The following is a 23,892-nucleotide window of genomic DNA, read 5'->3' on the forward strand; positions in this document are numbered from 1 at the left end:
CGACGAAGATCACCCTGCGGCAGCTCGGATCGGCCCGCGGATGGGAGCTATGTAACAGTTTTATAACGACAATTACCGGTACCCCCGAAAATATGGGGGTTCGCAAGAATAGATTTAGTTAATCGATATTAAGCATTTGGGCCGCGAAATCCTGATTTAGAGTAAATTGCTCCTTATTCGCGTCACTTTTCAGAAAGAAATACCCCGCCCATCACAAGTAGACCGGTCACGACGATAGGTCCTTTCCAGGGGATACCCATGCGCATCTTTTTCCGCGTAGCGCTGGCCTGCCTTTTGGCATTAAGCCTAGAAGCCAACGCCGCATCCGCAGCCAGTGAAAAACGCCGCGGCACCACAATCAAGCACGACTATTCTGCATTCTATACTGTTCAGCGCGTCAGCGTCCGTACCGGCTGCTTTCCCGAAAAGCTCGAAGCCATTCTCGCCCACATCGCAACCCAGACCGGCAAGAAGCCGATGGTCACGTCCGGCCATCGTCCGCGTGCGGGCAAGTCACAGCATAGCCGCTGTTTTGCCGCAGACATCCGCGTGCCGGGTGTCTCGGAAAAGCGCATCCTGGCTGCCGCCCGCACCGCTCCGGGCATTGGCGGCATCGGCCGTTACTGCAATGGCATCGTGCATGTCGATATCGGACCCAAGCGCGCCTGGGCCCACTGTGGCAAAAAGGGCAAGGGCAGCCTCGCCAACCTGAAGCGCAAGGCCAAGGGCCGCAATACCTGATCGGGACAGCCTTCGGCTGCCCCGTTTGTCACCTAGGACGATGGTGCTTTCTTCCGGCGCTTGAGATTGCGCCTTATCATGCCGATATCGGCACCGCCGATCAGGAAGGCCACGCCGAAATAGACGACCATGGCGAGCGCGATCAATATGCCGAGCGCCGTGACCTGGCTCAATAGATGCGCCTGCGGCGCCAGCCAGGACGCGGCATAGGGTAGCGCATAGATCAGCGATGTCGCCATCACGCCGGCGGAAATGAGCAGCAGCACCGTGCGCTTGGCCAATTGCCACTCCCAGACAAGATCGCCGCGCCAGACGAGTGTCCCAAACAGCAGTATCGTATTGATCCAGCCGGCCGCCGCTTCCGCCGTGGCAATGCCACGTTCGGCGAGGATCGGGAAGAGCGAGATTGCCAACCCCGAGTTCACCACCACCGAGATCATGGTGAAGCGCATCGGGGTCTTCGTATCCTCGCGCGCATAAAAACCCGGCTGCAGCGCCTTGATCAGCACGAAACCCGGCAGGCCCAGACCGTAGATAGCCAGAATGCCGGCGACGACTGCGGTGTTTTCGGGGGCAAACGCGCCACGCTCATAGAGCACGCGGATGATCGCGTCCGACAGGACCCAGATTCCGGCTGCGGCCGGAAGGGTCAGGAACAGGACGAATTCGATCGAGCGGTTCTGAATATTGGCCGCTTCCTTGACCTGCCCGCCTTTGAGCGCGCGCGACAGTTCCGGCAGAAGCACGACGCCGACGGCGACACCGACGACGCCGAGCGGCAGCTGATAGATGCGGTCGGCATATTGCAGGGCTGCAATCGCCCCCTCCTTGCCGGAGGCGATCGCCATGCCGATGATCTGGTTGATCTGGGTGATGCCGCCGGTAACCGCCGCCGGCACGGCCAGCCAGAGCAGCCGCTTGACGTTGGGCGTCATGCGCGGGCGGCGGAAGCCGATATTGATGCCGGCATGGCGCACGCCGACATAGACCACGGCCAGCTGCAGAAGACCGGCGACAAGCACGCTCCAGGACAGGTACCAGGCGATCTGTTCCGGCGGCGCGGCGATATACAGGCCGTAGAACAGCGCGGCGATCATCACCACGTTGAGGAAGACCGGCGCGATTGCAGCGGCAAAGAAATGATGCAGCGAGTTCAGCATGCCGCTCATCATCGCCGTCAGCGACATGCACATCAGGTAGGGAAACATGACCGCTGCCATGCGGATGGTCAGCGAGGTCTTTTCCGCGTCATCGGCAAAGCCCGGTGCGATGATCCACTGCACCAGCCAGGGCATGGCGAGTTCCATGGCGATGGTGATGATCAGCAGGGCCGAGAACAGGACGCCGAAGACTTCCTCGGAAAATCGCTTGGCACCCTCGACGCCATTCGCCTCGATCTCCTTGGAAAAGAGCGGCACGAAGGCGGCATTGAAGGCGCCTTCGGCAAACAGGCGGCGGAACAGGTTGGGAAAGCGGAAGGCGGCATAGAAGACGTCCGCCATCGGCCCGGTGCCGAGTGCCGCCGCCATCATCGTTTCGCGGGCGAAGCCGAAAATCCGGCTGCCGAGCGTTGCACCGCCGACAGTGGCGAATTTCTTGACGAGGCTCATCTACGCATCATCCCTAAGCAGCCAGAGGGGGAGCCGGAGGCCGGTCACGCGCTCGCCTTGTTCTTGCGGGCCGCAGGCGGTTCGGACACGACCGGATTGACGCTCGCAGGCATGCCGCCATCGGCGTCCTCATCATCCGACATGACCGCCTTGAGTCGTGCCGAAATCGAATTCTGGCGGTTTTCGTTGGTCACCTTCTGGCCGACCAGATCGGTCACATAGAACGTATCGATGACCTTCTCGCCGAATGTCGTGATCCGCGCCGACTGGATATCGAGCGACAGGTCGGCAAGGCCGACGGTGACATCGGCCAGAAGACCGGTGCGGTCGAGGCATTCGATCTCGATGACGGTGAACTTGTTCGACAGGCTGTTGGCAATGATGACAGACGGTGGAATGTCGAAGGCCTTGTTCTTCTTCTTCGCCTTGGCGCGGGTTGCGATGACTTCCGGCAGGCGGCGCTTGCCAGACAGTACGTCCTCGATCATCCGGCCGACGGTGCCGGCACGGCGCTGCTCGTCCTCGTCATTGGCGAATTCGCGGTTGATGAGGATGGTGTCCAGAGCGCGACCGTCGGTCGTGGTGTAGATCTGCGCATCGGCGATATTGGCGCCGGCCGCCGCGCAGGCGCCGGCGATGACGGACAGAAGACGCGGGTGGTCGGGAGCCAGAACGGTGATTTCCGTGATCGCCCTGAAGGCATCCGTACGCACCATCGTCGCCAGCACCTTGCCGGCGCGGTCGGTCTCGCGAATGAAGCCGGCATGGCGCACCTGATCGTCCGGCGACACCGCCAGGAGATAGGGCTGATAATGCATCGACGAATAGGTCTTGCGATCGACCTCGTCCCAGTCGGACAGCGCCTTGTAAAGCGCCTGTTCGGCGACGATCGCGCGCTCTCGCCGGGGTGAATCGGAGAACCCGCCGGACAGCAGGATCTCGGTCTCGTAATAGAGCGTGCGCAATAGCTGGCCCTTCCAGCCGTTCCACACACCGGGACCGACGGCGCGCGTATCGCAGATCGTCAGGATGAGCAGCAGTTTCAGCCGGTCCATGGACTGCACGACATCGGCAAAATCGCTGATCGTCTTGCGATCATGCAGATCGCGCGTCTGGGCCGTCATCGACATGACGAGATGCTGGTCGATCAGCCATGCGACGAGTTCCGTCTGTTTCTTGCTGAGGCCGAGCCTGGGGCAAAGTTTTCGCGCGATCCGGGCACCGGCGACCGAGTGGTCCTCCTGGCGGCCCTTGGCGATGTCGTGCAGGAGGACGGCGACATAGAGCGCCGTGCGCTCCTCTATGCCGGGCATCAACTTGCTGGCAAGCGGGTGCAGTTCCTCGACCTCGCCCTTGTCGATCTCCGACAGGGCCTCGACCGTGCGGATCAGGTGCTCGTCGACCGTGTAGTGGTGATACATGTTGAACTGCATCATCGCCACGACCTTGCCGAATTCGGGGATGAAACGGCCGAGCACGCCGGCCTCGTTCATCCGCCGCAGCATCAGCGCCGGGTCGCGGCGCGAGGTGAGGATGGAGAGGAACAGCCGGTTGGCCTCCTCGTTCTCACGCACGGAATTGTCGATCAGCGACAGCGAGCGGGTCATGCGCTTCAGCGCATCCGGATGCAATTCCAGCTGATTGATATCGGCGACATGGAAGAAACGGATGATGTTGACGGGATCGCGGGCGAAGACATCGGGTGCCGCCAGCGTGATGCGACCGCGATCGGTGACGAAATCCGTCGTGCCGGGGATCTTGTGCAGCCGCTTGGTGAAACGCGAGATGACCCGGTTGGCAATGCCGGGGGCGGCCTTGGCCTGCTGTTCCTCCAGCGCCGAGCAGAAGATGCGGGTCAGATCGCCGACATCCTTGGCGACGAGGAAATAGTGCTTCATAAAGCGCTCGACGGCGGAAAGGCCGGGGCGCGCATGATAGCCAAGCGCTGCCGCGATCTCGCGCTGGATATCGAAGGACAGACGTTCCTCCGCCTTGCCGGTGAGGAAATGCATGTGGCAGCGCACGGCCCAGAGAAAATCGTCGGCCTTCTCGAACAGGCGGATTTCCGAGCGGGAGAAGACGCCGAGCTTGACCAGATCGGCGGTATCCTTGACGCGGTAATAGTATTTGGAGATCCAGAACAGCGTGTGCAGGTCGCGCAGACCGCCCTTGCCTTCCTTGACGTTCGGCTCGACCAGATAGCGCGTGTCGCCCGACTTCTGGTGACGCACGTCGCGCTCGGCGAGCTTGGCCGCGACGAATTCGGCACCGGTATCGGCCACGACCTCGGTGTCGAAGCGGCTTTCGAGCGTCGAAAGAAGCGCTTGCGCGCCGCAGATATGGCGGCTTTCCAGAATGGCGGTGCGGATCGTCATGTCGGTCTTGGCGAGGCGGATGCACTCTTCCACCGTGCGGGTGGCGTGGCCGACCTTGAAGCCCATGTCCCAGAGAATATAGAGCAGGAATTCGACCGCCCGGCGCATGCCTTCGGAATTCTTTTCCGGCAGCAGGAAAAGAAGGTCGATATCGGAGCCGGGCGCCAGCGTGGCGCGGCCGTAGCCGCCGACCGCCGCCACCGCGATATCCTTGCCCTCCGGGTGGATCACGGTTGCCACGGTCTCATAGAGAATGGTGATGATCTGGTCCTGAACCCAGGAAATCCGCTCGGCGCAATTGAGACCGCTGCCGTCCTTGTCGAGCAGTTCCCTCGCCTTCTGCCGGCCGGCATTGCTGGCCTGGCGCATGACGGGCAGAAGCGCCGCCCGCAATTCCAGGTGCGGTCGATCCTTCTTCATCATCGCGCGGCACTCGGCCTTCAGCGCGTCAACGTCGAGCAGTTGGGAAAAGTCGATCTCTTGTCTGGCCATATCATCCTACCGGTGCCAGTTTGCCGGGGAGGCTTTAGCGAATTTGCGGCACCTTGACCACCGATTATGGTGGCATGTCGTTTCCAAGTTGTTGCGTTCAGGAAGCAGATTCAACATCGAAAGCCTCGGGCTCCACAGATTTCCCGGACCTGCCACGCCATTGCCGCGGGCTCATGCCGGTGGCGCGGCGAAACTCGCGGTTGAAATTCGACTTGGTGGAAAAGCCGACCTCCAGCATGATCGCGGTCGCCGAATGCCTGGTCTCATCCAAAAGCCGGCACGCCTCCTCTACACGCCGGTTGTTGACGAACTGGGAGACATTGAGCCCGGTTGAACGATTGATGGCAGAGGACAGGTCGCGGGCCGGAATGCCGGCCTTGCGGGCGATTTTTGCCAGGCTGAGATTCTCATCCCGATAGAGGCCGCCGCGGTTCAACGTCTCCCGCACCGCCTCGACGATCGCCTCACTTTCGTCATCGGGCACAGGTGCCATAGGCACGGGCCTGACAGTAGCGACAGGCGCGACGTAGAATGCAAGGCTGGCCGCAAGCGCAAGGATGTTCATGGCGGCGACGACACCGGGCACGAAGGCAGCACCGGCAAAGCCGGCATAGATGGCGATCGCCGCATCGCTCAAAGCGAAGAAAAACATCAGCGCCGACGTCAGCCGCGCGGCGCGGAAGGCGGGGCGCATGCGCTCAAGCGTCGCTTCGGCCATCGTTTCCTCGCCCGCCCTGCGGGTGAGGCGCCATAGTGCCGCACCGTAGACAACGAAAACCAGCAGCAGAAGCGGATCGACGAGCGGTCGCAGGAACAGGACGGCAACACTGACCGCGACCGGCGCCCACAGATGGATCCAGATTGTCGGCCCTGCCTCCTGCGTCAGCCCCCTGAAGGCGAGAAAGGCAAGCGGCGGCATGAAGGAGGCGGTGATCGGCTGGACTGGCGCAAGCGCCGTCACGCCATAGCCGAAATGGATGCCGACGATCATGCCCTGCAAGGCATAAAGAATGAGAAACGCGAGGAAGAAGCGCCTGCTCCCCAGCGCCTCCACGCCCTTGAGGCTGTTATGGAGGACCAGAACGAAGACCAAGCCGGCAATGAATGGCAAAGGTACGGTGAGCACTGGATAACCGGAAACGGGAGGTCGGACGGGCCGTATCGGAGGCGCCAATCAGGCTGACCGAATACGGCCCATGTCGGGTTTCCGGAAGCATGTATCACATTTAAATGCCACTGGCAGGCGGTTTTCACGCTCTGCCAACACCGCATGCCGGCTCGTATCAGCATCTATCGCCGGTCGTTCAGGCGGCCTCTGCCAGCGCTTCCCTAACTGCGATCTCGGCCATGGCGAGCGCTGCCTCACGGCTTTTCGCGGCAGCGATGAAGCGGCCATTGTGACAGAAGGTAGCGCCCTCGACGCCCGAAGCCGCTTCGAGATCCGCATTGGTGAGACCAGCCCATGATTTCGGCAGGTCGGCACGCAGTTCGAAACCGTCGTCCGCCTTTCGAATGCCGGTGACGCACCAGTCCTTGCCGTCGCGCGGGTGGACGACGAAAAGAAGGTGATCGGCACCGGATTTCAGGATAGCGGGCCGGAAGGGCATGCCCATGGCGAGCTCGAGAATGCGGCTGTCGCCGGCCTTCTCGATCGCTTCAAGCACCTGCGTTTCGGCACGAAGCTTGGCCGCGCGCTGGCCGATGCCGGCCTCGACGAAGGCGCGGGCGATCGAAAGCGCTGCGTGGAAGGCACGGTCGTCAGCGCCTTCTTCCTTCTGGTCGAAGGTCGGCTTCAGGGTCTCGAGCAGGCTCGACAGGGTAAGGCCCGCCAGCGGTCCGGCACTCGACGGGCTGAGTGCACCATTGTCCATCAGGTCGATCGGCAGCACAAAGCTCTTGTCGAAGGAAGCGTGCAGCGGCTCGACATGGGCGTCCGGAATGTTCATCGCGGCGAGGTAATCGCGGCCGAAATGTTTCCAGATCAGGCCGAAGGAACTGTAGGGCGCGTCATCCTCACGCAGCGGCGCGCCGCGCTGGTGATGGTCGAAAATGCGCGCATCGGCATCGTAGGAGCCGCCCACGTCATAGATGATGCGGTCGCCGCCGGGCGTAATCCAGTCGGGCGCACGGCTGCGAACGATCTTCGATTCGGGAAAAAGGCGCGTCAGGATGACGCTGGAGAGAAGTTCATCGGCATGGAAGCCACCGGAATGGGTGACGAGATAGTCTGGTTTCATGCCGCAATACGCCTCTTCAAGTCTTGGGGTCAGACCAGATAGACGCAGCGGCAGGCGATCTCAAGCGACTTCGCTGCCGGCACCGCCCGCAGGCTCAGGAAATCGCCAGGATTTCGAGTTCTTGGTTACCGACGGCGACAATATCGCCAACCGCCTTTCCGGTCAGAGCCCTTGCCACCGGCGAGACGTAGGAGATGGTGCCCGCCTTCGGATCGGCCTCGTCCTCACCGACGATGCGATAGGCCTGTTCCCGGCCGTCATCGCGGGCAAACCGGACCTCGCTTCCGAAGCCGACCTTGTCGGCTGTCGCGGGTGCCGGCATCAATTGCGCGGTATGAAGGCGTTCGGCGAAATAACGGATGTCGCGCGCCGGGCCGGCCGCCTGCCGGCGGCGCTCGTTGATCTCCTCGATAGCGTTTGCGGCCTCGAGCGCTTCGCGGGCAGCCTGCAACTGCGCTTCGAGCCGCTTCAGCCCTGCGTCGGTGACGAAATTCGGATGCGGCGAGACCGGCCGGTCGGGCAGAACCGTTTCAGCCGCCGTCTCGGCACTCTCTTCCTTCATGAAGGCAACGCTCACGCGAATGCTCCTTGGGTTGTGGCGATATCAGGCCCGCTTTTCCGCTGCCTGCTTCTTCAGCGCATAGAGCGCCTCTAGTGCCTCGCGCGGGCTCATGTCATCCGGGTTTATCGCCTTCAACGCTTCTTCCAGCCTGGAAGATCCGCCGCGCACATCTTCCTTGCGCACCGACACCTGGAAGAGCGGCAGATCGTCTATAAGCTGGCTCGCCGGGTTCTTGCGATCGCTGTCCTCCAGCTTGGTCAGCACGTCCTTGGCACGGGCGACGACGCTGTCGGGAAGGCCGGCAAGACGGGCGACCTGGATACCGTAGGAACGATCCGCCGCACCCGGCCCGACTTCGTGCAGGAAGATCACCTCGCCATCCCATTCCTTCACCTTCATCGTGGCATTGGAAAGGCGGTTCAGCTTTTCCGACAGCACGGTCAATTCGTGAAAGTGGGTGGCGAACAGGCCGCGGCAGCGATTGCCCTCATGCAGATGCTCGACTGCTGCCCAGGCGATCGACAGGCCGTCGAAGGTCGCGGTACCGCGGCCGATCTCATCGAGGATGACGAGCGAGCGGTCGGTCGCCTGATTGAGAATGGCAGCCGTCTCAACCATTTCGACCATGAAGGTGGAGCGCCCACGCGCGAGATCGTCGGACGCACCGACGCGGGAGAAAAGACGATCGACGACGCCGATATGGGCAGACGCTGCCGGCACGAAAGAGCCCATCTGGGCAAGGATGGCGATCAGCGCATTCTGACGCAGAAAGGTCGACTTACCGCCCATGTTCGGACCGGTGAGCAGCCAGAGCGCACCGAATTCGCCACCCTTGGTCGGCGACAGGTCGCATTCGTTGGCGATGAACGGCCCGATGGACTGGCGGCGCAACGCCTGCTCGACCACCGGATGACGTCCGCCCTCTATGGCAAACATGCGCGAGGCATCGACCACCGGGCGGCGGTAATCCCATTCCTCGGCAAGCATGGCGAGGCCGCCGGCAACATCGACGATCGCAAGCGCACGGGCACCCGCCTTGATCGCCTCGCCGGCTGCAGTAACGGCCTCGACCATGCGGGCGAAGGCTTCGAGTTCGATCGTCAACGCCTTGTCGGCCGCGTTGGCAATGCGGCTTTCTAGATCGGCAAGCTCGGTCGTGGTGAAGCGCATCGCGTTCGCCATCGTCTGACGATGGATGAAGCGCGCCTTGGCCTCCGGCGTGTCGGTCATCGGCCCGGCATTGCCGGCGGTGACCTCGATGAAATAGCCGAGCACGTTGTTGTGCTTGATCTTCAGCGACTTGATGCCCGTCTCATCGGCATATTGAAGCTGCAGGCCGGCGATGACTCTGCGGGACTGGTCACGCAGTGCCCGGACCTCATCCAGTTCGGCATTGGCACCATCGGCAAGAAAGCCGCCGTCGCGCTTCATGAGCGGCAGGTCTTCGGCCAGCATCCCGGCGAGCAGGGTTTCGACCTCGACCGGCAGTGCGGACAGATCGTCGAGCGCCTGAACAAGCTCCTGCGGCAGCATGGACTGCGCAAGGAAGGCACGCACGCCGCGGGCGGCTTCGAGGCCTGCGAGGATCGCACCGAGATCACGCGGGCCACCGCGATCAAGCGCGAGGCGGGACAGCGCGCGCGGCATGTCCGGTACGTGTTTGAGCGCGGTGCGCAAGTCAGCACAGAGCGATGGCTCATCCTTGAGGAAGGAGATGGAATCAAGCCGCAGGTTGATCCGTTCGGGATCGGTCAACGGCGACATCAGGCGCTCGGCGAGAAGACGTGCGCCGCCGCCGGTTACCGTCCGGTCGATCGCCTTCAAGAGCGTGCCTTCGCGCTCGCCCGACAACGTCTTGGTCAGCTCAAGATTGCCGCGGGTGGCTGGATCGATGAACAGGGTCGAGGCACCGCTCTCGCGCTCCGGCCGGCCGAGCGGCGGCCGTTCCGCGATCTGCGTCTTTTCGACATAGGAAATGGCGGCGGAGGCGGCTGCCAGCTCGGCGCGCGAGAAATTGCCGAAACCTTCGAGCGTGCCGACGCCGAAGTAGCGGGCGATCCGGCCTTCGGAGGTTGCGCTGTCGAACAGAACGGCAGGCTGCGGCACGGCCACGCGACCGAGCACATCGAAGACCGGCTTCAGCTCCGGGTCATGAAAGATCGTGTCCGGCATGATCAGTTCGCGCGGCTCGATGCGCAGGATATCGGCGAGAAGGCGGGTCGCCTCCGTTTCCGCCACACGGAAGACGCCGGTCGAGATGTCGATCCAGGCGAGAGCCAGCATCGGCTCGGTCGAACCCTTGATACGAGCAAGCGTCATCAGATAGTTCGATTCCGAGGCAACGAGCAGCTTTTCCTCGGTGATCGTGCCCGGCGTCACAAGACGAACGACGTCGCGCTTGACGACCGATTTTCCGCCGCGCTTCTTGGCTTCCGCCGGATCTTCCACCTGCTCGCAGACGGCGACGCGAAAACCGAGCCCGATCAGCTTCTGCAGATAATCGTCGGCGGCATGCACCGGTACGCCGCACATCGGGATATCCTGCCCCATATGCTGACCGCGCCGTGTCAGCGTGATGCCGAGCGCCCGCGACGCATCCACCGCGTCCTGGAAGAACAGCTCGTAGAAATCGCCCATCCTGTAGAAGAGCAGCGAACCCGGATTGTTCGCCTTGATCTCGATGAACTGCTCCATCATCGGAGTGGCCGTCGCGCGACTTTCCTCCGAGGCGAGCACGGCAGCGCTCAGCACGTCGGGATGGGCGGCGGGAGTGGAGGATCTTTCAAACTGGGTCACGGAATCGATTTTTTGTTGCGCATGGGAATGGGCGACACTATCGGTGATGACCCTTTGAAGACAACATTCGCAGCCGCATCAAGCCAGGCTGCCCACAAGAAGCTGGAGTGGATAATGCCCGCAAATGACAAGGTAGCCGACAAGGCCGGTCGTACCCGCACCTCGGTGACGGATCAGGAGGCACTGGACTTCCACGCGATCGGGCGCCCCGGCAAGCTGGAAATCACGCCGACCAAGCCGATGGCGACCCAGCGCGACCTGTCGCTTGCCTATTCCCCCGGCGTCGCCGTACCGGTTCTGGCGATCGCGGACGATCCGGCCAAGGCCTATGACTACACAACACGCGGCAACATGGTTGCCGTCATTTCCAATGGCACGGCGATCCTCGGCCTCGGCAATCTCGGCGCGCTGGCGTCCAAGCCGGTCATGGAAGGCAAGTCGGTCCTGTTCAAGCGCTTCGCCGATGTCGACAGTATCGACCTCGAGGTCGATACGGAAAATGTCGACGAATTCATCAATTGCGTGCGCTACCTCGGCCCCTCCTTCGGCGGTATCAACCTTGAAGACATCAAGGCGCCGGAATGCTTCATCATCGAAAGCCGCCTGCGCGAGCTGATGGACATCCCGGTCTTCCACGACGACCAGCACGGCACCGCAATCATCGCCGCCGCCGGCCTGATCAACGCGCTGGAACTGACCGGCCGCGATCTCAAGACCACCAAGCTCGTCTGCAATGGCGCGGGTGCCGCCGCGATCGCCTGTATCGAACTGATCAAGGCGATGGGTTTCGCCCCGGAAAACATCATCCTCTGTGACACCAAGGGTGTGATCTATCAGGGCCGCACCGAGGGCATGAACCAGTGGAAGTCGGCCCATGCGGCCAAGACCGACCGCCGCTCGCTGGAAGAGGCGATGAACGGCGCCGACGTCGTGTTCGGCCTGTCGCAGAAAGGCGCCTTCACCGAAGCGATGATCCGCTCCATGGCGGACAAGCCGATCATCTTCGCCATGGCGAACCCGGACCCGGAAATCACGCCGGAGGAAGTCGCCCGCATCCGCGACGACGCGATCATGGCGACCGGCCGTTCCGACTACCCGAACCAGGTCAACAACGTCCTCGGCTTCCCTTATATCTTCCGCGGCGCACTCGACGTTCGCGCCAGCCAGATCAACGATGCGATGAAGATCGCCGCCGCACAGGCGCTTGCGGATCTCGCCCGCGAGGACGTGCCGGATGACGTTGCCGCCGCCTATCAGGGCAACCGCCCGCGCTTCGGCGCGCAGTACATCATCCCGGTTCCGTTCGACCCGCGCCTGATCTCCGCCATTCCTATGGCCGTCGCCAAGGCTGCCATGGAGAGCGGCGTCGCCCGTCGCGAAATCGCTGATATCGCCGCCTATGGTCGCGAGCTTTCCGCCCGCCGAGACCCGATCGCGGCAACCACGCAAGGCATATACGAGCGCGTGCGCCGCTTCCCCAAGCGCGTCGTCTTCGCCGAGGCCGAAGAAGAGCAGGTCATGCGCGCCGCGATCTCCTTCTGCAACCAAAACCTCGGTACCGCGATCCTGCTAGGCCGCGACGACGTGATCAAGGCGACCGCCGAGAAGGCCGGCATAGACCTCGACCGCCCCGGCATCGAGGTCGTCAATGCCCGCATCTCAACCCGCACCGACGCCTATATCGACTATCTCTACGGCCGCCTTCAGCGTGAAGGCTATCTGCTGCGTGACGTGCAGCGCCTCATCAACAACGACCGCAACCACTTCGCCTCGGCCATGGTCGCTGTCGGCGATGCGGATGCCATGGTGACAGGCACGACCCGCAACTATGCGACGGCGCTGTCGGACGTACGCCGCTGCATCGACACGAAGCCGGGACATCGCGTCATCGGCGTCTCGATCGTGGTTGCCCGCGGCCGAACGATCTTCGTTGCGGACACCGCCGTGCACGACATGCCGAATGCGCAGGATCTGGCCGATATCGCGACAGAAGCCGCACGCGTCGCCCGCCGCATGGGCTATGAGCCGCGTGTCGCCATGCTCGCCTATTCCAACTTCGGCCAGCCGATCGGCGAGCGTTCGGAGCGCGTGCGCGAGGCGGTCAGGATCCTCGACGGCCGCCGCGTCGACTTCGAGTATGACGGCGAGATGGCGGCCGACGTGGCGCTCAATGCCGCGCGTCTGGAACAGTACCCGTTCTGCCGCCTGTCCGGCACCGCCAACGTGCTCGTCATGCCGGCCATCCATTCGGCCTCGATCGCCACCCGCATGCTGCAGGAAATCGGCGCATCGACCGTCATCGGCCCGCTGCTCGTCGGTCTCGACAAGTCGGTGCAGATCACCCAGATGGGCGCCAAGGATACGGAAATCGTCAACATGGCGGCGATCGCCGCCTACAACGCTGGATCGTAAGGCCTGCTTGTAGACGACCTTCGGGTGGACTAGGTTTATCCAACCCAAGTCCACCCGGATCCGGCCATGAAGACGGTCACAATCGAGGAGGCGAAGACCGAACTGTCCCGTCTGATTGAAGAGGCGACCAAGGGAGAGGGCTTTGTCATCGCCAAGGCGGGCAAGCCGCCGGTGAAGGTGGTGCCGATCGAGGAGCTGCCAGCGGAAAAGCCGAAGAAGGTGCCACGGATCGGCGTGCTTGATGGGCGTTTCTTCGTTCCAGACGACATGGACAAAGGCCTGGACAAGGAGATTCAAGACCTCTTCTACGGCGAACGGAAGTGAAAATCCTGTTCGACACACATCTGCCCATCTGGTTCGTGGCCGCTTCGGAACGGCTGCCATCAGCCGCGCGCAATCTCATCGAAGACGTCGACAACACGCTTATTTTCAGCGCTGCCAGTATCCTGGGAACTGGCGATAAAGCAGTCGACAGGAAAAGCCGCACTCGAGCTGCCTTCGAGGCTTCTACGCCTTCAATTGCTTGAAACAGACTTTGGAGAATTGCCGGTCACTTCAACGGATGGCCTTGCGGTCGAAGCGCTTCCTCCTATCCACAAAGACCCGTTCGACCGCATTCTGATCGCACAGGCGATGTCCGAGAACATGCTGCTCGTCACGTCCGACGAGACCATCGCACACCACAACGGCCCGATCAGGCTCGTGCGCTAATTGGAAAACCGCCCGGCATCCGCGCCGAAATGGTTGATGTAGCGTCCGGAAATCGATGAGATCGGCAGGACAATCAGGACATCCGTGGTGTTGAAGGCCTGATCAACCACGGCACCATCGCCGATCATGGCGCCGAGACGCAGATAGCCCTTTACCAGCGGCGGCATGGCGGAGAGGGCCTGGCGCGGATTGACTGCCTCGGCCGGAACAAGATCCATATTGCGATGGAGCGCAGGCAGAGCCGACACCATCCACTCGTCCTTCACCAGCGAATTCTGATGCAGGAAGGAGAGAGCCAGCGCATGTTCTTCCGGGCGGGTGCCGGGGAAAGACGCGCAGCCGAACATGGCGCCCATCCCGTGCTTCAGCGCATAGGCCCAGTTACCCTGCCAGAGCAGTTCCACCGTGCGCTTGGTGCGATAGTCGGGCAGCACGCATGAGCGGCCGAGTTCCATGAACTGCTTGTCGGGATGACGTTCGAGCAAAGGCTGGATGTCGAATTCCGAGGCGGAGTAAAAGCCGCCATTGGCCACTGCCACATCCTGACGCAGAAGACGATATGTCCCGACGATCTGTTCCTCGATCTCGCCCTCGATGGCGTTGTCGACGACGAGAAGATGGTCGCAGATCTCGTCATAGCTGTCGAAATCGCGCTTCAGTCGCATCGCTTCGCCGGGAAGCATCGCCTTCATTTCCTCGACGAACACGCGGTAGCGAACCGATTGCGCGGCATGGATTTCGCGGTTGCTGCGGGCGAGCCGGGTTTCGAGCGATCCGATACGACCAAAGACATCGCCGGACCTGTTGGCAGGCGCCATGGTCTTGTGCGTGTCAAGGCTCGCATCTCGGTTCAGGAGTTCGATTGCCATGGTGATTCACCCGTCCCGGTTAGGTCACCGCCATTAATCACGTCTCTGCGACAGGGACGTGACATGCGCTGTCACATTATGACAGCGCCTAAAACCCGTCAACGACCAACCATGGGCCGGATCGTTGCGCTCAGGTCACTGATGTCATCCAGCAGCTTCTGCGGTTCGACGGGCTTGCGCATGGCGCGTTGCGCGCCTGCCGCCAAGGCATTGCTCAGGACGCCGTCCTGCGCCTCTCCGGTCAGAACGATAACCGGCACCGGTGCCCGGTGCGCATGCCTTTCACGCTTGCGAAGATCGGCAAGCACGTCGAGCGGATCGCCGCCCGGCATGTTCATATCGGTGATGATAAGGTCTGGCTGTGTGTCGGCCTGAGCGATCGCCTGCGCCAGACCGGGGATATCGACCACCCAGCGAACCCGGTGGCCGTTCCTCTGCAGCAGCACCCGCAGCAGCGTGGCATTGATAGGATCGTCCTCGGCAAGCAGGATGTCGAGACCCGTGGCAGGCTGGATGCTACCGTCCTGCATCTGCCCCGACGTGACGGCTGCTGCGGGCATGGCGCCTGCCGCCGGCATGCGACCAAAGCCGCGCATGCGGCCGCTCAGCACATCGACCAGCGAACGCTCGCGCAGGGGGCGGATCAGCCAGGCATCGAAGAGATCCTGCGGCTGCGATGCCCTCTCTTCGGGGTTGACGAGAAGAATGCGATGCAGCGGCCTGTGCTGCGGCTCGCCGGCGTAATCGGAAGCGAGGCGATGATCGACGATCAGGTCCGTGAACGGCATAGCCCCCTCGGCGGCTCGGTCGATCAGGGCGGAGACGTCCTGCGATGTCGACAGATGCCGGCATCGACCGCCCAATGCCTCGATCGTGGTAACGGTCGCCTGTGCCGCCGGACCTGCCGGCGCGAGAAGCAGAACCCGCGAGCGCGACAGCATGCCGCTGCGGTCCGTCTCGCCGGCAGCGGCATCGCCAGCAAGATGGAGCGGATAGCTGATGGTGAAGGTGCTGCCCTCGCCCCTGACGCTTGCAACCGAAAGCGACCCGCCGAATTCGTCGAGAATGCGCGAGGTGATGCTGAGGCCGAGCCCGGTGCCGCCGCTGCGGGCTTCGGCCGAGCCGGACTGTTCGAACTCGCCGAAGATAAGGTCCTGTTCCCTCTCCGTCATGCCGGGACCAGTATCGATGACGGCGATCTCGACATTGCCGTCGACGGCTGAAACACGCACAAGAACACCGCCGGCCATGGTGAATTTCACCGCATTGCCGATGACGTTGAAGAGGACCTGGCGCAGTCGGGTCGGATCGAAATCCATCAGCTCCGGCAGGTCGGCGGCGAATGTGGCGGCAATCTCGATGCGCTTTTCATGGGCGCGCGGCGACAGCATCTCGACGACGCTCTCGATCAACTGGCGAAAGTTTTCCGCCCGCGTGTTCAGGCGAAAGCGCCCCGCCTCCATGGTGGACAGGTCGAGAATGTCGTCGACCAGCTGTGCCAGCATGTGGCCGGACTGACGGATGCCGCTCAGGTAGTTCTGCTGCTCGGCGGTCAGCTTGGTCTGACCGAGCAGATGGGTCATGCCGAGAATGCCGTTCAGCGGCGTGCGAATTTCGTGGACGACGGTGGCGATGCGCCGGGATTTCGCCTCGCTGGTCGCTTCCGCCTGCTTGAGCCGACCTTTCAGCGCACGCCCACGCTCACCGGGCGACAGGCGCTTGATCTGCGCGACAAGATTGCGAAGCGTACGCGATGATCTGAAATGACCCTCTTCCGCCGCAGGCAGGCCGGGGACCTTGCGTGTCACGCGCTCCGCACGCTCTCCCGTCGGGACCCGATGGGAAAATGCCTTGGCAATGCGATCGTGCAGGTCGGCAATGGTGCGCATGCGGAAAGACTACATTGTCTTTCCTTCACAATCCTTAGGTCAACGGCCTAATGGAATATTAATCGCGCGTCTTCGAGCCGACGAGTTCGTCGAGAATTACCAGGCCCGCGCCGATCGTAATGAAGCTATCTGCCAGATTGAAAACAGCAAATGACCACGTCTCGGTATGGAACAGGATGTAGTCGATCACATGTCCATAAACGAGACCGTCGATCAGGTTGCCGATTGCGCCGGCAATGATCAGCGCGAAACCGGTATGGGCAAAAGAGCGTGACACCGGCGTGCGGCGCCACAGCCAGATGACGAAAGCGACGATGACGATGCGCATGCCGATGATGAATTCGCGCTCCATGCCGGACAGAAGCGAGAAGGCAACGCCGAGATTGTAGGTGCGGAACAGCGCCAGGAACGGCATGACCGGAACGGCTTCGTGCATGGGAAGCCACGCCTCGACGGCGATCTTGATCGCCTGATCGAGAATGATCGCAACGGCGATGACGGCAAGCGCTATTGCCGGCCGGGAGAGAAGGGCTGCGCGCTCGGTCATAGTCTTTCTTCCAGATCGAGAAGATGGCGACGCGCCTCATAGAGCATGACGGCGGTGGCGACGGCCAGGTTGAGGCTGTCCGCCCTGCCCTGCTGCGGGATGCGCACCTTGCGGTTGGCCGCGTTGACGAGGCTATAGGGCAGGCCCGACTGTTCGTTGCCCATCAGAATGACGGTCGGCTTCGATTTGTAATCCGCCGTGCGATAATCGACCGAGCCGGCCAGATGCGTCGCCACGACATTGACGCCGGCGCGTTTCTGCCAGCTCAAAAACTCCTCAACCGAGCATTTTACCACCGGCATGGCGAAGACCGAGCCCATGGTGGCGCGCACGGTTTCGAGCGAGAAAGGATCGGTGCAATCACCGACGAGGATCACCGCCGATGCGCCGGCTGCATCCGCGGTGCGAATGATCGTGCCGAGATTGCCCGGATCGCGAACGCGGTCGAGCGCGACGATCGTCTCGTCCTTCGACGGCGAAAGCTCTTCAAGACGCTTCCAGCGCTGTTCGAAAATGCCGACCACCATCTGCGGGTTGTCGCGACGGGTGACCGAGGAGAGAACCTTTTCGCTGACTTCCAGCACGAGCCCGCCATTGGCGACCGTGCGCGTCGCGGCCTGCTCGACCAGTGACTTGCCCTTGGCGGCCTTGGCGTAGATCAGCGTGCGGATGTCCCAGCCGAGTTCCAGCGCGTCGATGACGAGCTTGAGACCCTCCGCCATGAAGATGCCGGCAGCCTCGCGGTCCTTCTTGTTGGTGAGAGACTTGATGTCCTTGATGATCGGGTTGGCAAGCGAGGTGACTTCCTTCACCTGCCCGACCTTGCGGACGCCCGGCCTTCTGAAATCGTCTGTCATTTTGAAACCCAGCGGCTGAAGAGGGATGTGGAGAGCGCGCGGCCACGGTGATTGCGGTCAAGACCGGTCTCGCGGATGACGAGTTCGCCGGATTCCACCGTTCCGCCGGCACCGCGCATCGTCTCGCGCATCAGTTCGTGGATGGAGTAGAAGCTCGCGCGGATGGAATAGGCCGTCAGCACGAGGCCGACTGCATCCTTCGCCAGAAGCTCGCGGCAGACATCGAGCATGACGGGCAGGTGCTCGAACAGCTCCCATACTTCGCCATTCGGGCCGCGGCCGAATTTCGGCGGGTCGGTGAGGATGATGTCGTAAGTGCTGCCGCGGCGTTCCTCGCGCAGGATGAACTTCATCGCGTCTTCGCAGATCCAGCGCACCGGCGCCTTTTCAAGCCGCGACAGAGCCTGATTTTCGCGCGCCCAGCCGATCGCCTTCTTCGAGGCATCGACATGGGTAACTTCGGCACCGGCGGCAGCGGCGACAAGCGAGGCGACGCCGGTATAGCCGAACAGGTTCAGAACCTTAAGCGTCCGCCCCTTGGCTTTCGCCTCTTCAACCTGATGCTTCACCCATTCCCAGTGAACGATCTGCTCCGGGAAGAAACCCATGTGGCGGAAGGCCGTGAAGCGGCCGAGGAAATCGATGTCGAGCAGAGACAGCGGCCAGGTTTCCCCAAGAGCCGCATGCGGAAACCGCCAGCGCCCCATGCCATCCTCGTCGGTATTGCCGGTAAAGACCGCGTCGGCCCTGTCCCAGATGCCTTGCGGGAGCGACGGCTGCCAAAGCGCCTGCGCCTCGGGGCGAACGACGAAGTATGGGCCATATTTCTCGAGCTTCAGGCCCTTGCCGCTATCGACCAGATGAAAATCGCCGGCATTCTGCGATTCCAGAATGATCGGCACATTTTCGCGCGGCAGTTCGCCGGTGCGCGCCAATAGCGGACGGGTCTGAGCAGCCAATTGCGCGGCCGGCTGCTGTGCGGGATTGGCATCCGCCGGCTTTACGTCGCGTGATCTGACTTCCTTCGGACGGGCATCCGACGCCTTGACGCGCGGCGCGGCAGACGAAGCTTTCGGCTTGCCGCCGGTGCCCTGACGCTCGCTGCCATGCCGATCGCCAGCCTTGCCGCCCCGGGACGGCGCCTTCTGCCCTGGCCGCTTGTCTCTGGTCTTCAACGATTGATCCTTCGATTTCATTTTCGTGCAGATAGCATCTGCCGCGCATTCGGCAAAGCCCATGCGCGCATGCCGCGCCGCGCACTGGCGAAGCGGCGCACAGAATCCTATCTGCTCGGGTTCAGGCATGCCGCAACAGGATTGGCAGAACGCTTCATGGAATTCACCGGAGAAGAACGGATCGAGGCACCGCGCGACGTCGTCTGGCAGGCACTCAACGATCCGAACATCCTGAAAACCTGCATCCCGGGCTGCGAGACGCTGGAATGGACATCGGACACCGAGCTTGCCGCAACCATCAGGGTCAAGATCGGCATGCTGACCTTCCGCTTCTCCGGCGAGATCTGGCTTGAAGATGTTCTACCCGGTGAACGCTATAGGATCCATGCTCAGGGCAAGGGCGGTGTGGCAGGGTTTGTCAAGGGATCGGCCGAGGTGACGCTGATTGCGGACGGCACGGAGACGCGTCTTGTCTACCGCAGCCAGGCCGAGCTTGGAGGCACGATCGCCAAGCTTGGCGCACGGCTTATCGATACAAGCTCGGCCAAGTTGGCTTCCCGTTTCTTTTCGGATTTCAATGCAGCGGTGAGCGGCCGCGATGGCCGGCAGTAGCGGTATCCCGAAAGGATATCAGCCGCGGCGATCGGCAAGCGCCTTGTGCTCGCTCTGCCACTTGACTGCCTGCTTGGCCTCGACACGGGCCTGACGCCTGTAACGCCCCTGGCTCCACCACGTCACGCAGGCGCCAATGACAAGGCCGACGATCAGCGCCAGAAAGATGAAGACGAAAAAGGGTGCGGTGACCGCAAGCACACTGTCCTGCGGCTGGAACGGATTGAGCGCCAGCGTTACAGACTGCCGGTTTGCCACCGCCAGAACGATCAGTACGATGCCGATCGGCACGAAAACGACAAGCGAAAGAATACGCTTCAGCTTGGCCATGGTTCACTCCGGCACTTAATTTCATTCGACGATCAAGAGATCGGGCCGGATGAAAACTTTTCAAGACGAAAGATTTTCAACTCCGACCGCCTCAGCGAGGATCAGTCGTCCTCGTCGGCCATGCCCGGATTGAGCCGCTCGCGCAGCTCCTTGCCGGTCTTGAAGAACGGTACCCACTTTTCCTCGACGAAGACGCTTTCGCCGGTGCGCGGGTTGCGGCCGGAGCGGGACGGGCGGTTTTTTACCGAGAACGCACCAAAACCGCGCAGCTCGACACGGTTTCCACCGGCCAATGCATCCGTGATTTCGTCGAGCACGGCGTTGACGATGTTCTCGACGTCGCGGTGGTAGAGATGCGGATTGCGTGCTGCAACGATCTGTACCAGTTCAGACTTTATCACGGTTGCCCCCTGAAAAAATTAGATTTTCAACCCTCGCCAACCTGCCAAACCGAGACAAGACCGTCAAGGAACAACTTGCTTGGCCCCCAACCGTCGAGCGCTTCGGGCGAAACGGGCAGCGCAAAGCCCGCCTGGCGCAAGATGAGCGAGAACGCGTTGGCGAACCAGAATGAAGAGGAACTCTCCCTGTTCCTCCATTCGACGATCGGCAGATCGGGCGAGACGTCGCGGGTCTTGAGATAGGCGAGAATATCGTCGTCATCGCCGAGCTGATCGACCAGCTTGACGTTGAGCGCCTGGCGGCCGGTGAAGATCGTGCCGTCGGCAAGCCGCAAGACTTCGTCGCGCGGCAGCTTGCGGCGCTCGGCGACCAGATCGACGAACCAGCCGTAGCTGTCCATGATCATGGCCCGGATCATCGTCTTGGCCTCCTCGCTTGCCGGATGGAAAGGCGACGGCTCCGCCTTGAGCGGCGACGACTTTATCTCTTCAAGCGACACGCCAATCTTCTTCATCGCCTCTTCGAGCTGCGGATACTGGAAGATGACGCCGATCGAGCCGGTGATTGAGCTTTCGCCGGCAACGATCGTATCGCCTGCGGTGGCGATCATGTAACCGGCGGAGGCAGCAAGCGTGCGGATGTCGGAGACGACCGGCTTGTTTTCGGAAACCTTGCGGATCGCCTGATAGATGCGCTCGCCGCCATAGGTGGTGCCGCCCGGCGAGGCGATCGAGACGATCAGCGCCTTGACCTGAGAGTTCTCGGCAATCCGGTCGAGGCGTTCCAGCAGTTCGCGGTTGTCGGTGATCATGCCGGAAATGCGGACACGGGCGATATGCGGCTCGCCGGACCCATTCTCGTCACCGGCAAACAGACCGTAGGAAACAAAGCCGATGGCGGCGAGAAAAATCAGCGCCACAACGCGCCAGAAGCTGAGCTTGCGGCGCAACTGGCGCCGATCCGCGATTGCCATATGATCCATAAACGCCCCTTCAGATGCCTTGCGGCGATGAACATAGGTCACAGTCGGCCGATTCCATCCGGTCCTATCACGTTTTTATGTTGCCCATTATTGTTTGTTGAACGATAAAAACCATATTGGATGTCGATAGTCGCCTCATCCCGCCCGTGCGGACGATTGTTTCGAGACGGCAGACTGTCGACAAGAAGGACAATACTCACACTCATGCTGCAGCAAATCCGAAATAACGGCAGCTTTTTCGCATCGCTGCAGGCACCGGTGAGTGCCTATGATGCAGCGGTCGCGCATTCCTCCCGCGTCAGCCGGCTGAAAATCCTGCTGCCGATCGTTGCTGGCGTGATTTCGCTCGGCTTCATCGGCGTGGCTGTCGTACGCTCCTATCTGCCGGAAAGCCTTTCGATCGAAAGCGCGACCATCGAAGACGGCAAGATCGTCATGGAACGGCCGGCCATTTCGGGCCGCAACAGCGACGGGATCAGCTATTCGATGATCGCCGAAAAGGCGCTTCAGGATATCGCCAATCCGAACCTCATCAGCCTGCGCGACGTGAAGGCAGCTGTGCCGATCAATGACGAGCTGGTGGCCCGTGTGACGGCCTCGGTTGCCGACTTCAATCGCGGCGAGGACATGCTCGACCTGACCGCGCCATTCGACGTCAATCTGAGCAACGGCATTACCGCGCGCTTCCAGTCGGCCCATCTGGATATTCCCGGCGGAGAGATGAACACGCCCGACGCGGTGAATATTTCGATGACCGAAGGCTCCATTGTTGCAGATTCCATGAAGATCACCGATAAGGGGCATACTCTCAATTTCACCGGCAATGTTCGGGTCCATGTCGATCCCTCAGCCATCCGAAACAAAGGCAAGTAGGCCCGGCCGCCATGATGCATCGCTGTTTTTCTTTCCGCATTCCCGCCGCGCTCGCTGTGGCCTCTCTGACCTTGTTCGGCGCCTCCGCCCATGCTCAGTCGACGACGAGCCGCATGGACGGGATGAAGCTTTCGGGCGATCAGCCGATCCAGATCCAGAGCGACCAGCTGGAAATCAAGGATGCGGAAAAGACCGCCTTCTTTACCGGCAACGTCAACGTCGTGCAGGGTACGACGACGGTGAAGGCCGGCAGGATGACGGTGATCTACACCGGCGACGGCGGCTCGGTGACGGCCGGCAATGCGGATATCGACAAGATCTTCCTCGAAGATACGGTGTTCCTGTCCTCCGGAACGCAGCAGGCAACCGCCGAGAAGGGCGAGTTCGACATGGCCAGCCAGACCTTCACACTGTCCGGCAAGCAGGTCGTCCTGTCGGAAGGACCGAATGTCTTCAAGGGTTGCAAGCTTACCGTACAGATGGCGAGCGGCCAGGCCAAGCTCGACAGCTGCGGTGGCCGCGTCGAAATCATGCTCGATCCGAATTCGCGACCAAAGCAATAAGAATAGAACGTGAAACTTCCTTCCCTCCCAAGTTTTTCGGCCAAGAAGCAAGCTTCGACCGAGCCGTTCATGGCACGCGACAAGGCGCGCTATGAAGGCACGCTCGTGGCCCATGGCCTGTCGAAAACCTATGACACCCGACGCGTCGTCAACGGTGTGTCGCTGGTAGTCCGCCGTGGCGAGGCCGTCGGCCTGCTCGGCCCCAACGGCGCCGGCAAGACGACCTGTTTCTACATGATCACCGGCCTTGTACCGGTCGACGAAGGCATGATCGCCATCAACGGCAATGAAGTGACGCGCATGCCGATGTATCGGCGCGCGCGCCTCGGCGTCGGCTACCTGCCGCAGGAAGCATCGATCTTTCGTGGCCTGACGGTGGAAGAGAATATTCGCGCCGTGCTGGAAGTGCACGAACCGAACCGCGACAAGCGCGAAGCCAAGCTCGATGAGCTGCTCGAGGAATTCCACATTGGCCGGCTGCGCAAATCGGCTGCCGTGGCGCTTTCCGGCGGCGAGCGGCGGCGTCTGGAAATCGCCCGCGCGCTGGCTACCGACCCGTGCTTCATGCTGCTCGACGAACCTTTCGCCGGCGTCGACCCTATTTCCGTATCCGACATCCAGAATCTCGTTCGCCACTTGACGGCGCGCGGTATCGGGGTACTGATAACCGACCACAACGTCCGCGAGACGCTCGGCCTCATCGACCGCGCCTATATCATCCATGCGGGCGAAGTGCTGACTCACGGTCGGGCATCCGATATCGTCAGCAACCAGGATGTACGCCGGCTCTACCTCGGCGACAAATTCAGCCTGTAAGAATCGCATTGCGGGAAATTCCCGCAGGCAGCGCTTGACCA

At 61.9% G+C, this 23,892-nt stretch carries 23 protein-coding genes; 9 read left to right on the forward strand and 14 right to left on the reverse strand.

Annotated elements, in window-relative coordinates; genetic code table 11:
• Positions 1-258: 258 nt before the first annotated feature.
• Positions 259-741 carry a YcbK family protein gene (locus AC0JZ4_RS03680; RefSeq protein ID WP_471885093.1) on the forward strand — a complete coding sequence of 161 codons (483 nt, stop codon included), beginning with the start codon at positions 259-261 and terminating at the stop codon, positions 739-741.
• Between the two features lie 32 nt (positions 742-773).
• Here AC0JZ4_RS03680 and murJ read toward each other — a convergent pair whose 3' ends face one another.
• The 6 genes from murJ to mutS form a co-directional block, all read right to left on the reverse strand.
• The gene (gene murJ, locus AC0JZ4_RS03685; protein WP_471885094.1) at positions 774-2,351 is read right to left on the reverse strand and encodes a murein biosynthesis integral membrane protein MurJ; all 1,578 of its coding nucleotides are present in this window, start codon (positions 2,349-2,351) and stop codon (positions 774-776) included.
• 44 nt (positions 2,352-2,395) lie between these two features.
• Complete coding sequence (locus AC0JZ4_RS03690; protein WP_471885095.1) at positions 2,396-5,218, reverse strand: [protein-PII] uridylyltransferase; 2,823 nt, start codon at positions 5,216-5,218, stop codon at positions 2,396-2,398.
• A gap of 97 nt (positions 5,219-5,315) precedes the next feature.
• A complete protein-coding gene (locus AC0JZ4_RS03695; RefSeq protein ID WP_471885096.1) occupies positions 5,316-6,344 on the reverse strand; it encodes a helix-turn-helix domain-containing protein in 1,029 nt (342 codons plus the stop codon).
• 178 nt (positions 6,345-6,522) lie between these two features.
• Positions 6,523-7,455, reverse strand: a complete 933-nt coding sequence (locus AC0JZ4_RS03700; protein ID WP_471885097.1) for an MYG1 family protein — start codon at positions 7,453-7,455, stop codon at positions 6,523-6,525.
• Between the two features lie 94 nt (positions 7,456-7,549).
• Positions 7,550-8,032: a transcription elongation factor GreA gene (gene greA, locus AC0JZ4_RS03705; protein WP_471885098.1), complete on the reverse strand. Its 483-nt coding sequence runs from the start codon at positions 8,030-8,032 to the stop codon at positions 7,550-7,552.
• 27 nt (positions 8,033-8,059) lie between these two features.
• Positions 8,060-10,714 carry a DNA mismatch repair protein MutS gene (mutS, locus tag AC0JZ4_RS03710; RefSeq protein WP_471887774.1) on the reverse strand — a complete coding sequence of 885 codons (2,655 nt, stop codon included), beginning with the start codon at positions 10,712-10,714 and terminating at the stop codon, positions 8,060-8,062.
• Positions 10,715-10,927: 213 nt separating this feature from the next.
• Here mutS and AC0JZ4_RS03715 point away from each other — a divergent pair, with 213 nt between their 5' ends.
• The 4 genes from AC0JZ4_RS03715 to AC0JZ4_RS03730 all read left to right on the forward strand — a co-directional run bounded on the left by AC0JZ4_RS03715 (position 10,928) and on the right by AC0JZ4_RS03730 (position 13,936).
• Positions 10,928-13,225: an NADP-dependent malic enzyme gene (locus AC0JZ4_RS03715; protein WP_471885099.1), complete on the forward strand. Its 2,298-nt coding sequence runs from the start codon at positions 10,928-10,930 to the stop codon at positions 13,223-13,225.
• Between the two features lie 66 nt (positions 13,226-13,291).
• On the forward strand, positions 13,292-13,549 hold the full coding sequence (locus AC0JZ4_RS03720; RefSeq protein WP_471885100.1) for a type II toxin-antitoxin system Phd/YefM family antitoxin: 258 nt from the start codon (positions 13,292-13,294) through the stop codon (positions 13,547-13,549).
• On the forward strand, positions 13,546-13,752 hold the full coding sequence (locus AC0JZ4_RS03725; RefSeq protein WP_471885101.1) for a hypothetical protein: 207 nt from the start codon (positions 13,546-13,548) through the stop codon (positions 13,750-13,752). The genes AC0JZ4_RS03720 and AC0JZ4_RS03725 overlap by 4 nt, the downstream gene beginning before the upstream one ends.
• Positions 13,685-13,936, forward strand: a complete 252-nt coding sequence (locus AC0JZ4_RS03730) for a type II toxin-antitoxin system VapC family toxin (RefSeq protein ID WP_471887775.1) — start codon at positions 13,685-13,687, stop codon at positions 13,934-13,936. The genes AC0JZ4_RS03725 and AC0JZ4_RS03730 overlap by 68 nt, the downstream gene beginning before the upstream one ends.
• On the opposite strand, the gene olsB is transcribed toward AC0JZ4_RS03730, so the two are convergent.
• From olsB to AC0JZ4_RS03755, 5 genes are all read right to left on the reverse strand, one after another.
• On the reverse strand, positions 13,933-14,805 hold the full coding sequence (olsB, locus tag AC0JZ4_RS03735) for a l-ornithine N(alpha)-acyltransferase (protein ID WP_471885102.1): 873 nt from the start codon (positions 14,803-14,805) through the stop codon (positions 13,933-13,935). The two genes, AC0JZ4_RS03730 and olsB, sit on opposite strands and share 4 nt — an antisense overlap.
• Positions 14,806-14,903: 98 nt before the next feature.
• Positions 14,904-16,694: a hybrid sensor histidine kinase/response regulator gene (locus AC0JZ4_RS03740; RefSeq protein WP_471885103.1), complete on the reverse strand. Its 1,791-nt coding sequence runs from the start codon at positions 16,692-16,694 to the stop codon at positions 14,904-14,906.
• A gap of 58 nt (positions 16,695-16,752) precedes the next feature.
• Entirely contained in the window at positions 16,753-17,241 is a 489-nt protein-coding gene (lspA, locus tag AC0JZ4_RS03745; protein ID WP_471885104.1) for a signal peptidase II, read from the reverse strand.
• Positions 17,238-18,098, reverse strand: coding sequence for a TrmH family RNA methyltransferase (locus AC0JZ4_RS03750; protein WP_471885105.1), 861 nt, complete (start codon positions 18,096-18,098; stop codon positions 17,238-17,240). Before AC0JZ4_RS03750 ends, lspA begins: the two co-directional genes overlap by 4 nt.
• Entirely contained in the window at positions 18,095-19,273 is a 1,179-nt protein-coding gene (locus tag AC0JZ4_RS03755; protein ID WP_471885106.1) for a class I SAM-dependent methyltransferase, read from the reverse strand. Before AC0JZ4_RS03755 ends, AC0JZ4_RS03750 begins: the two co-directional genes overlap by 4 nt.
• A gap of 156 nt (positions 19,274-19,429) precedes the next feature.
• Here AC0JZ4_RS03755 and AC0JZ4_RS03760 point away from each other — a divergent pair, with 156 nt between their 5' ends.
• Complete coding sequence (locus tag AC0JZ4_RS03760; protein ID WP_471885107.1) at positions 19,430-19,885, forward strand: SRPBCC family protein; 456 nt, start codon at positions 19,430-19,432, stop codon at positions 19,883-19,885.
• An 18-nt stretch (positions 19,886-19,903) separates the two neighbouring features.
• Here AC0JZ4_RS03760 and AC0JZ4_RS03765 read toward each other — a convergent pair whose 3' ends face one another.
• From AC0JZ4_RS03765 to sppA, 3 genes are all read right to left on the reverse strand, one after another.
• Entirely contained in the window at positions 19,904-20,215 is a 312-nt protein-coding gene (locus AC0JZ4_RS03765) for a LapA family protein (protein ID WP_471885108.1), read from the reverse strand.
• Positions 20,216-20,316: 101 nt separating this feature from the next.
• Positions 20,317-20,616, reverse strand: a complete 300-nt coding sequence (locus tag AC0JZ4_RS03770) for an integration host factor subunit beta (protein WP_112454414.1) — start codon at positions 20,614-20,616, stop codon at positions 20,317-20,319.
• Between the two features lie 26 nt (positions 20,617-20,642).
• A complete protein-coding gene (gene sppA, locus AC0JZ4_RS03775; RefSeq protein ID WP_471885109.1) occupies positions 20,643-21,599 on the reverse strand; it encodes a signal peptide peptidase SppA in 957 nt (318 codons plus the stop codon).
• A gap of 204 nt (positions 21,600-21,803) precedes the next feature.
• On the opposite strand from sppA, the gene lptC reads away from it, so the two are divergent.
• The 3 genes from lptC to lptB all read left to right on the forward strand — a co-directional run bounded on the left by lptC (position 21,804) and on the right by lptB (position 23,851).
• Positions 21,804-22,472, forward strand: coding sequence for an LPS export ABC transporter periplasmic protein LptC (gene lptC, locus AC0JZ4_RS03780; RefSeq protein ID WP_471885110.1), 669 nt, complete (start codon positions 21,804-21,806; stop codon positions 22,470-22,472).
• Positions 22,473-22,483: 11 nt separating this feature from the next.
• Positions 22,484-23,035 (forward strand): LptA/OstA family protein, encoded by a 552-nt coding sequence (locus AC0JZ4_RS03785; RefSeq protein ID WP_471885111.1) that lies wholly within the window; start codon positions 22,484-22,486, stop codon positions 23,033-23,035.
• A 69-nt stretch (positions 23,036-23,104) separates the two neighbouring features.
• On the forward strand, positions 23,105-23,851 hold the full coding sequence (gene lptB / locus AC0JZ4_RS03790) for an LPS export ABC transporter ATP-binding protein (protein WP_471885112.1): 747 nt from the start codon (positions 23,105-23,107) through the stop codon (positions 23,849-23,851).
• Positions 23,852-23,892: the final 41 nt, after the last annotated feature.

The organism is [Rhizobium] kunmingense, from assembly GCF_977018605.1.

Excerpts from the sequence above, each read along its gene's own strand:
- AC0JZ4_RS03680 (WP_471885093.1), top strand. The coding sequence starts at position 259 with ATGCGCATCTTTTTCCGCGTAGCGCTGGCCTGCCTTTTGGCATTAAGC.
- murJ (WP_471885094.1), bottom strand. The coding sequence starts at position 2,351 with ATGAGCCTCGTCAAGAAATTCGCCACTGTCGGCGGTGCAACGCTCGGC.
- AC0JZ4_RS03690 (WP_471885095.1), bottom strand. The coding sequence starts at position 5,218 with ATGGCCAGACAAGAGATCGACTTTTCCCAACTGCTCGACGTTGACGCG.
- AC0JZ4_RS03700 (WP_471885097.1), bottom strand. The coding sequence starts at position 7,455 with ATGAAACCAGACTATCTCGTCACCCATTCCGGTGGCTTCCATGCCGAT.
- mutS (WP_471887774.1), bottom strand. The coding sequence starts at position 10,714 with ATGATGGAGCAGTTCATCGAGATCAAGGCGAACAATCCGGGTTCGCTG.
- AC0JZ4_RS03715 (WP_471885099.1), top strand. The coding sequence starts at position 10,928 with ATGCCCGCAAATGACAAGGTAGCCGACAAGGCCGGTCGTACCCGCACC.
- AC0JZ4_RS03720 (WP_471885100.1), top strand. The coding sequence starts at position 13,292 with ATGAAGACGGTCACAATCGAGGAGGCGAAGACCGAACTGTCCCGTCTG.
- olsB (WP_471885102.1), bottom strand. The coding sequence starts at position 14,805 with ATGGCAATCGAACTCCTGAACCGAGATGCGAGCCTTGACACGCACAAG.
- AC0JZ4_RS03740 (WP_471885103.1), bottom strand. The coding sequence starts at position 16,694 with ATGCGCACCATTGCCGACCTGCACGATCGCATTGCCAAGGCATTTTCC.
- lspA (WP_471885104.1), bottom strand. The coding sequence starts at position 17,241 with ATGACCGAGCGCGCAGCCCTTCTCTCCCGGCCGGCAATAGCGCTTGCC.
- AC0JZ4_RS03750 (WP_471885105.1), bottom strand. The coding sequence starts at position 18,098 with ATGACAGACGATTTCAGAAGGCCGGGCGTCCGCAAGGTCGGGCAGGTG.
- AC0JZ4_RS03760 (WP_471885107.1), top strand. The coding sequence starts at position 19,430 with ATGGAATTCACCGGAGAAGAACGGATCGAGGCACCGCGCGACGTCGTC.
- AC0JZ4_RS03765 (WP_471885108.1), bottom strand. The coding sequence starts at position 20,215 with ATGGCCAAGCTGAAGCGTATTCTTTCGCTTGTCGTTTTCGTGCCGATC.
- sppA (WP_471885109.1), bottom strand. The coding sequence starts at position 21,599 with ATGGATCATATGGCAATCGCGGATCGGCGCCAGTTGCGCCGCAAGCTC.
- lptC (WP_471885110.1), top strand. The coding sequence starts at position 21,804 with ATGCTGCAGCAAATCCGAAATAACGGCAGCTTTTTCGCATCGCTGCAG.
- AC0JZ4_RS03785 (WP_471885111.1), top strand. The coding sequence starts at position 22,484 with ATGATGCATCGCTGTTTTTCTTTCCGCATTCCCGCCGCGCTCGCTGTG.
- lptB (WP_471885112.1), top strand. The coding sequence starts at position 23,105 with ATGGCACGCGACAAGGCGCGCTATGAAGGCACGCTCGTGGCCCATGGC.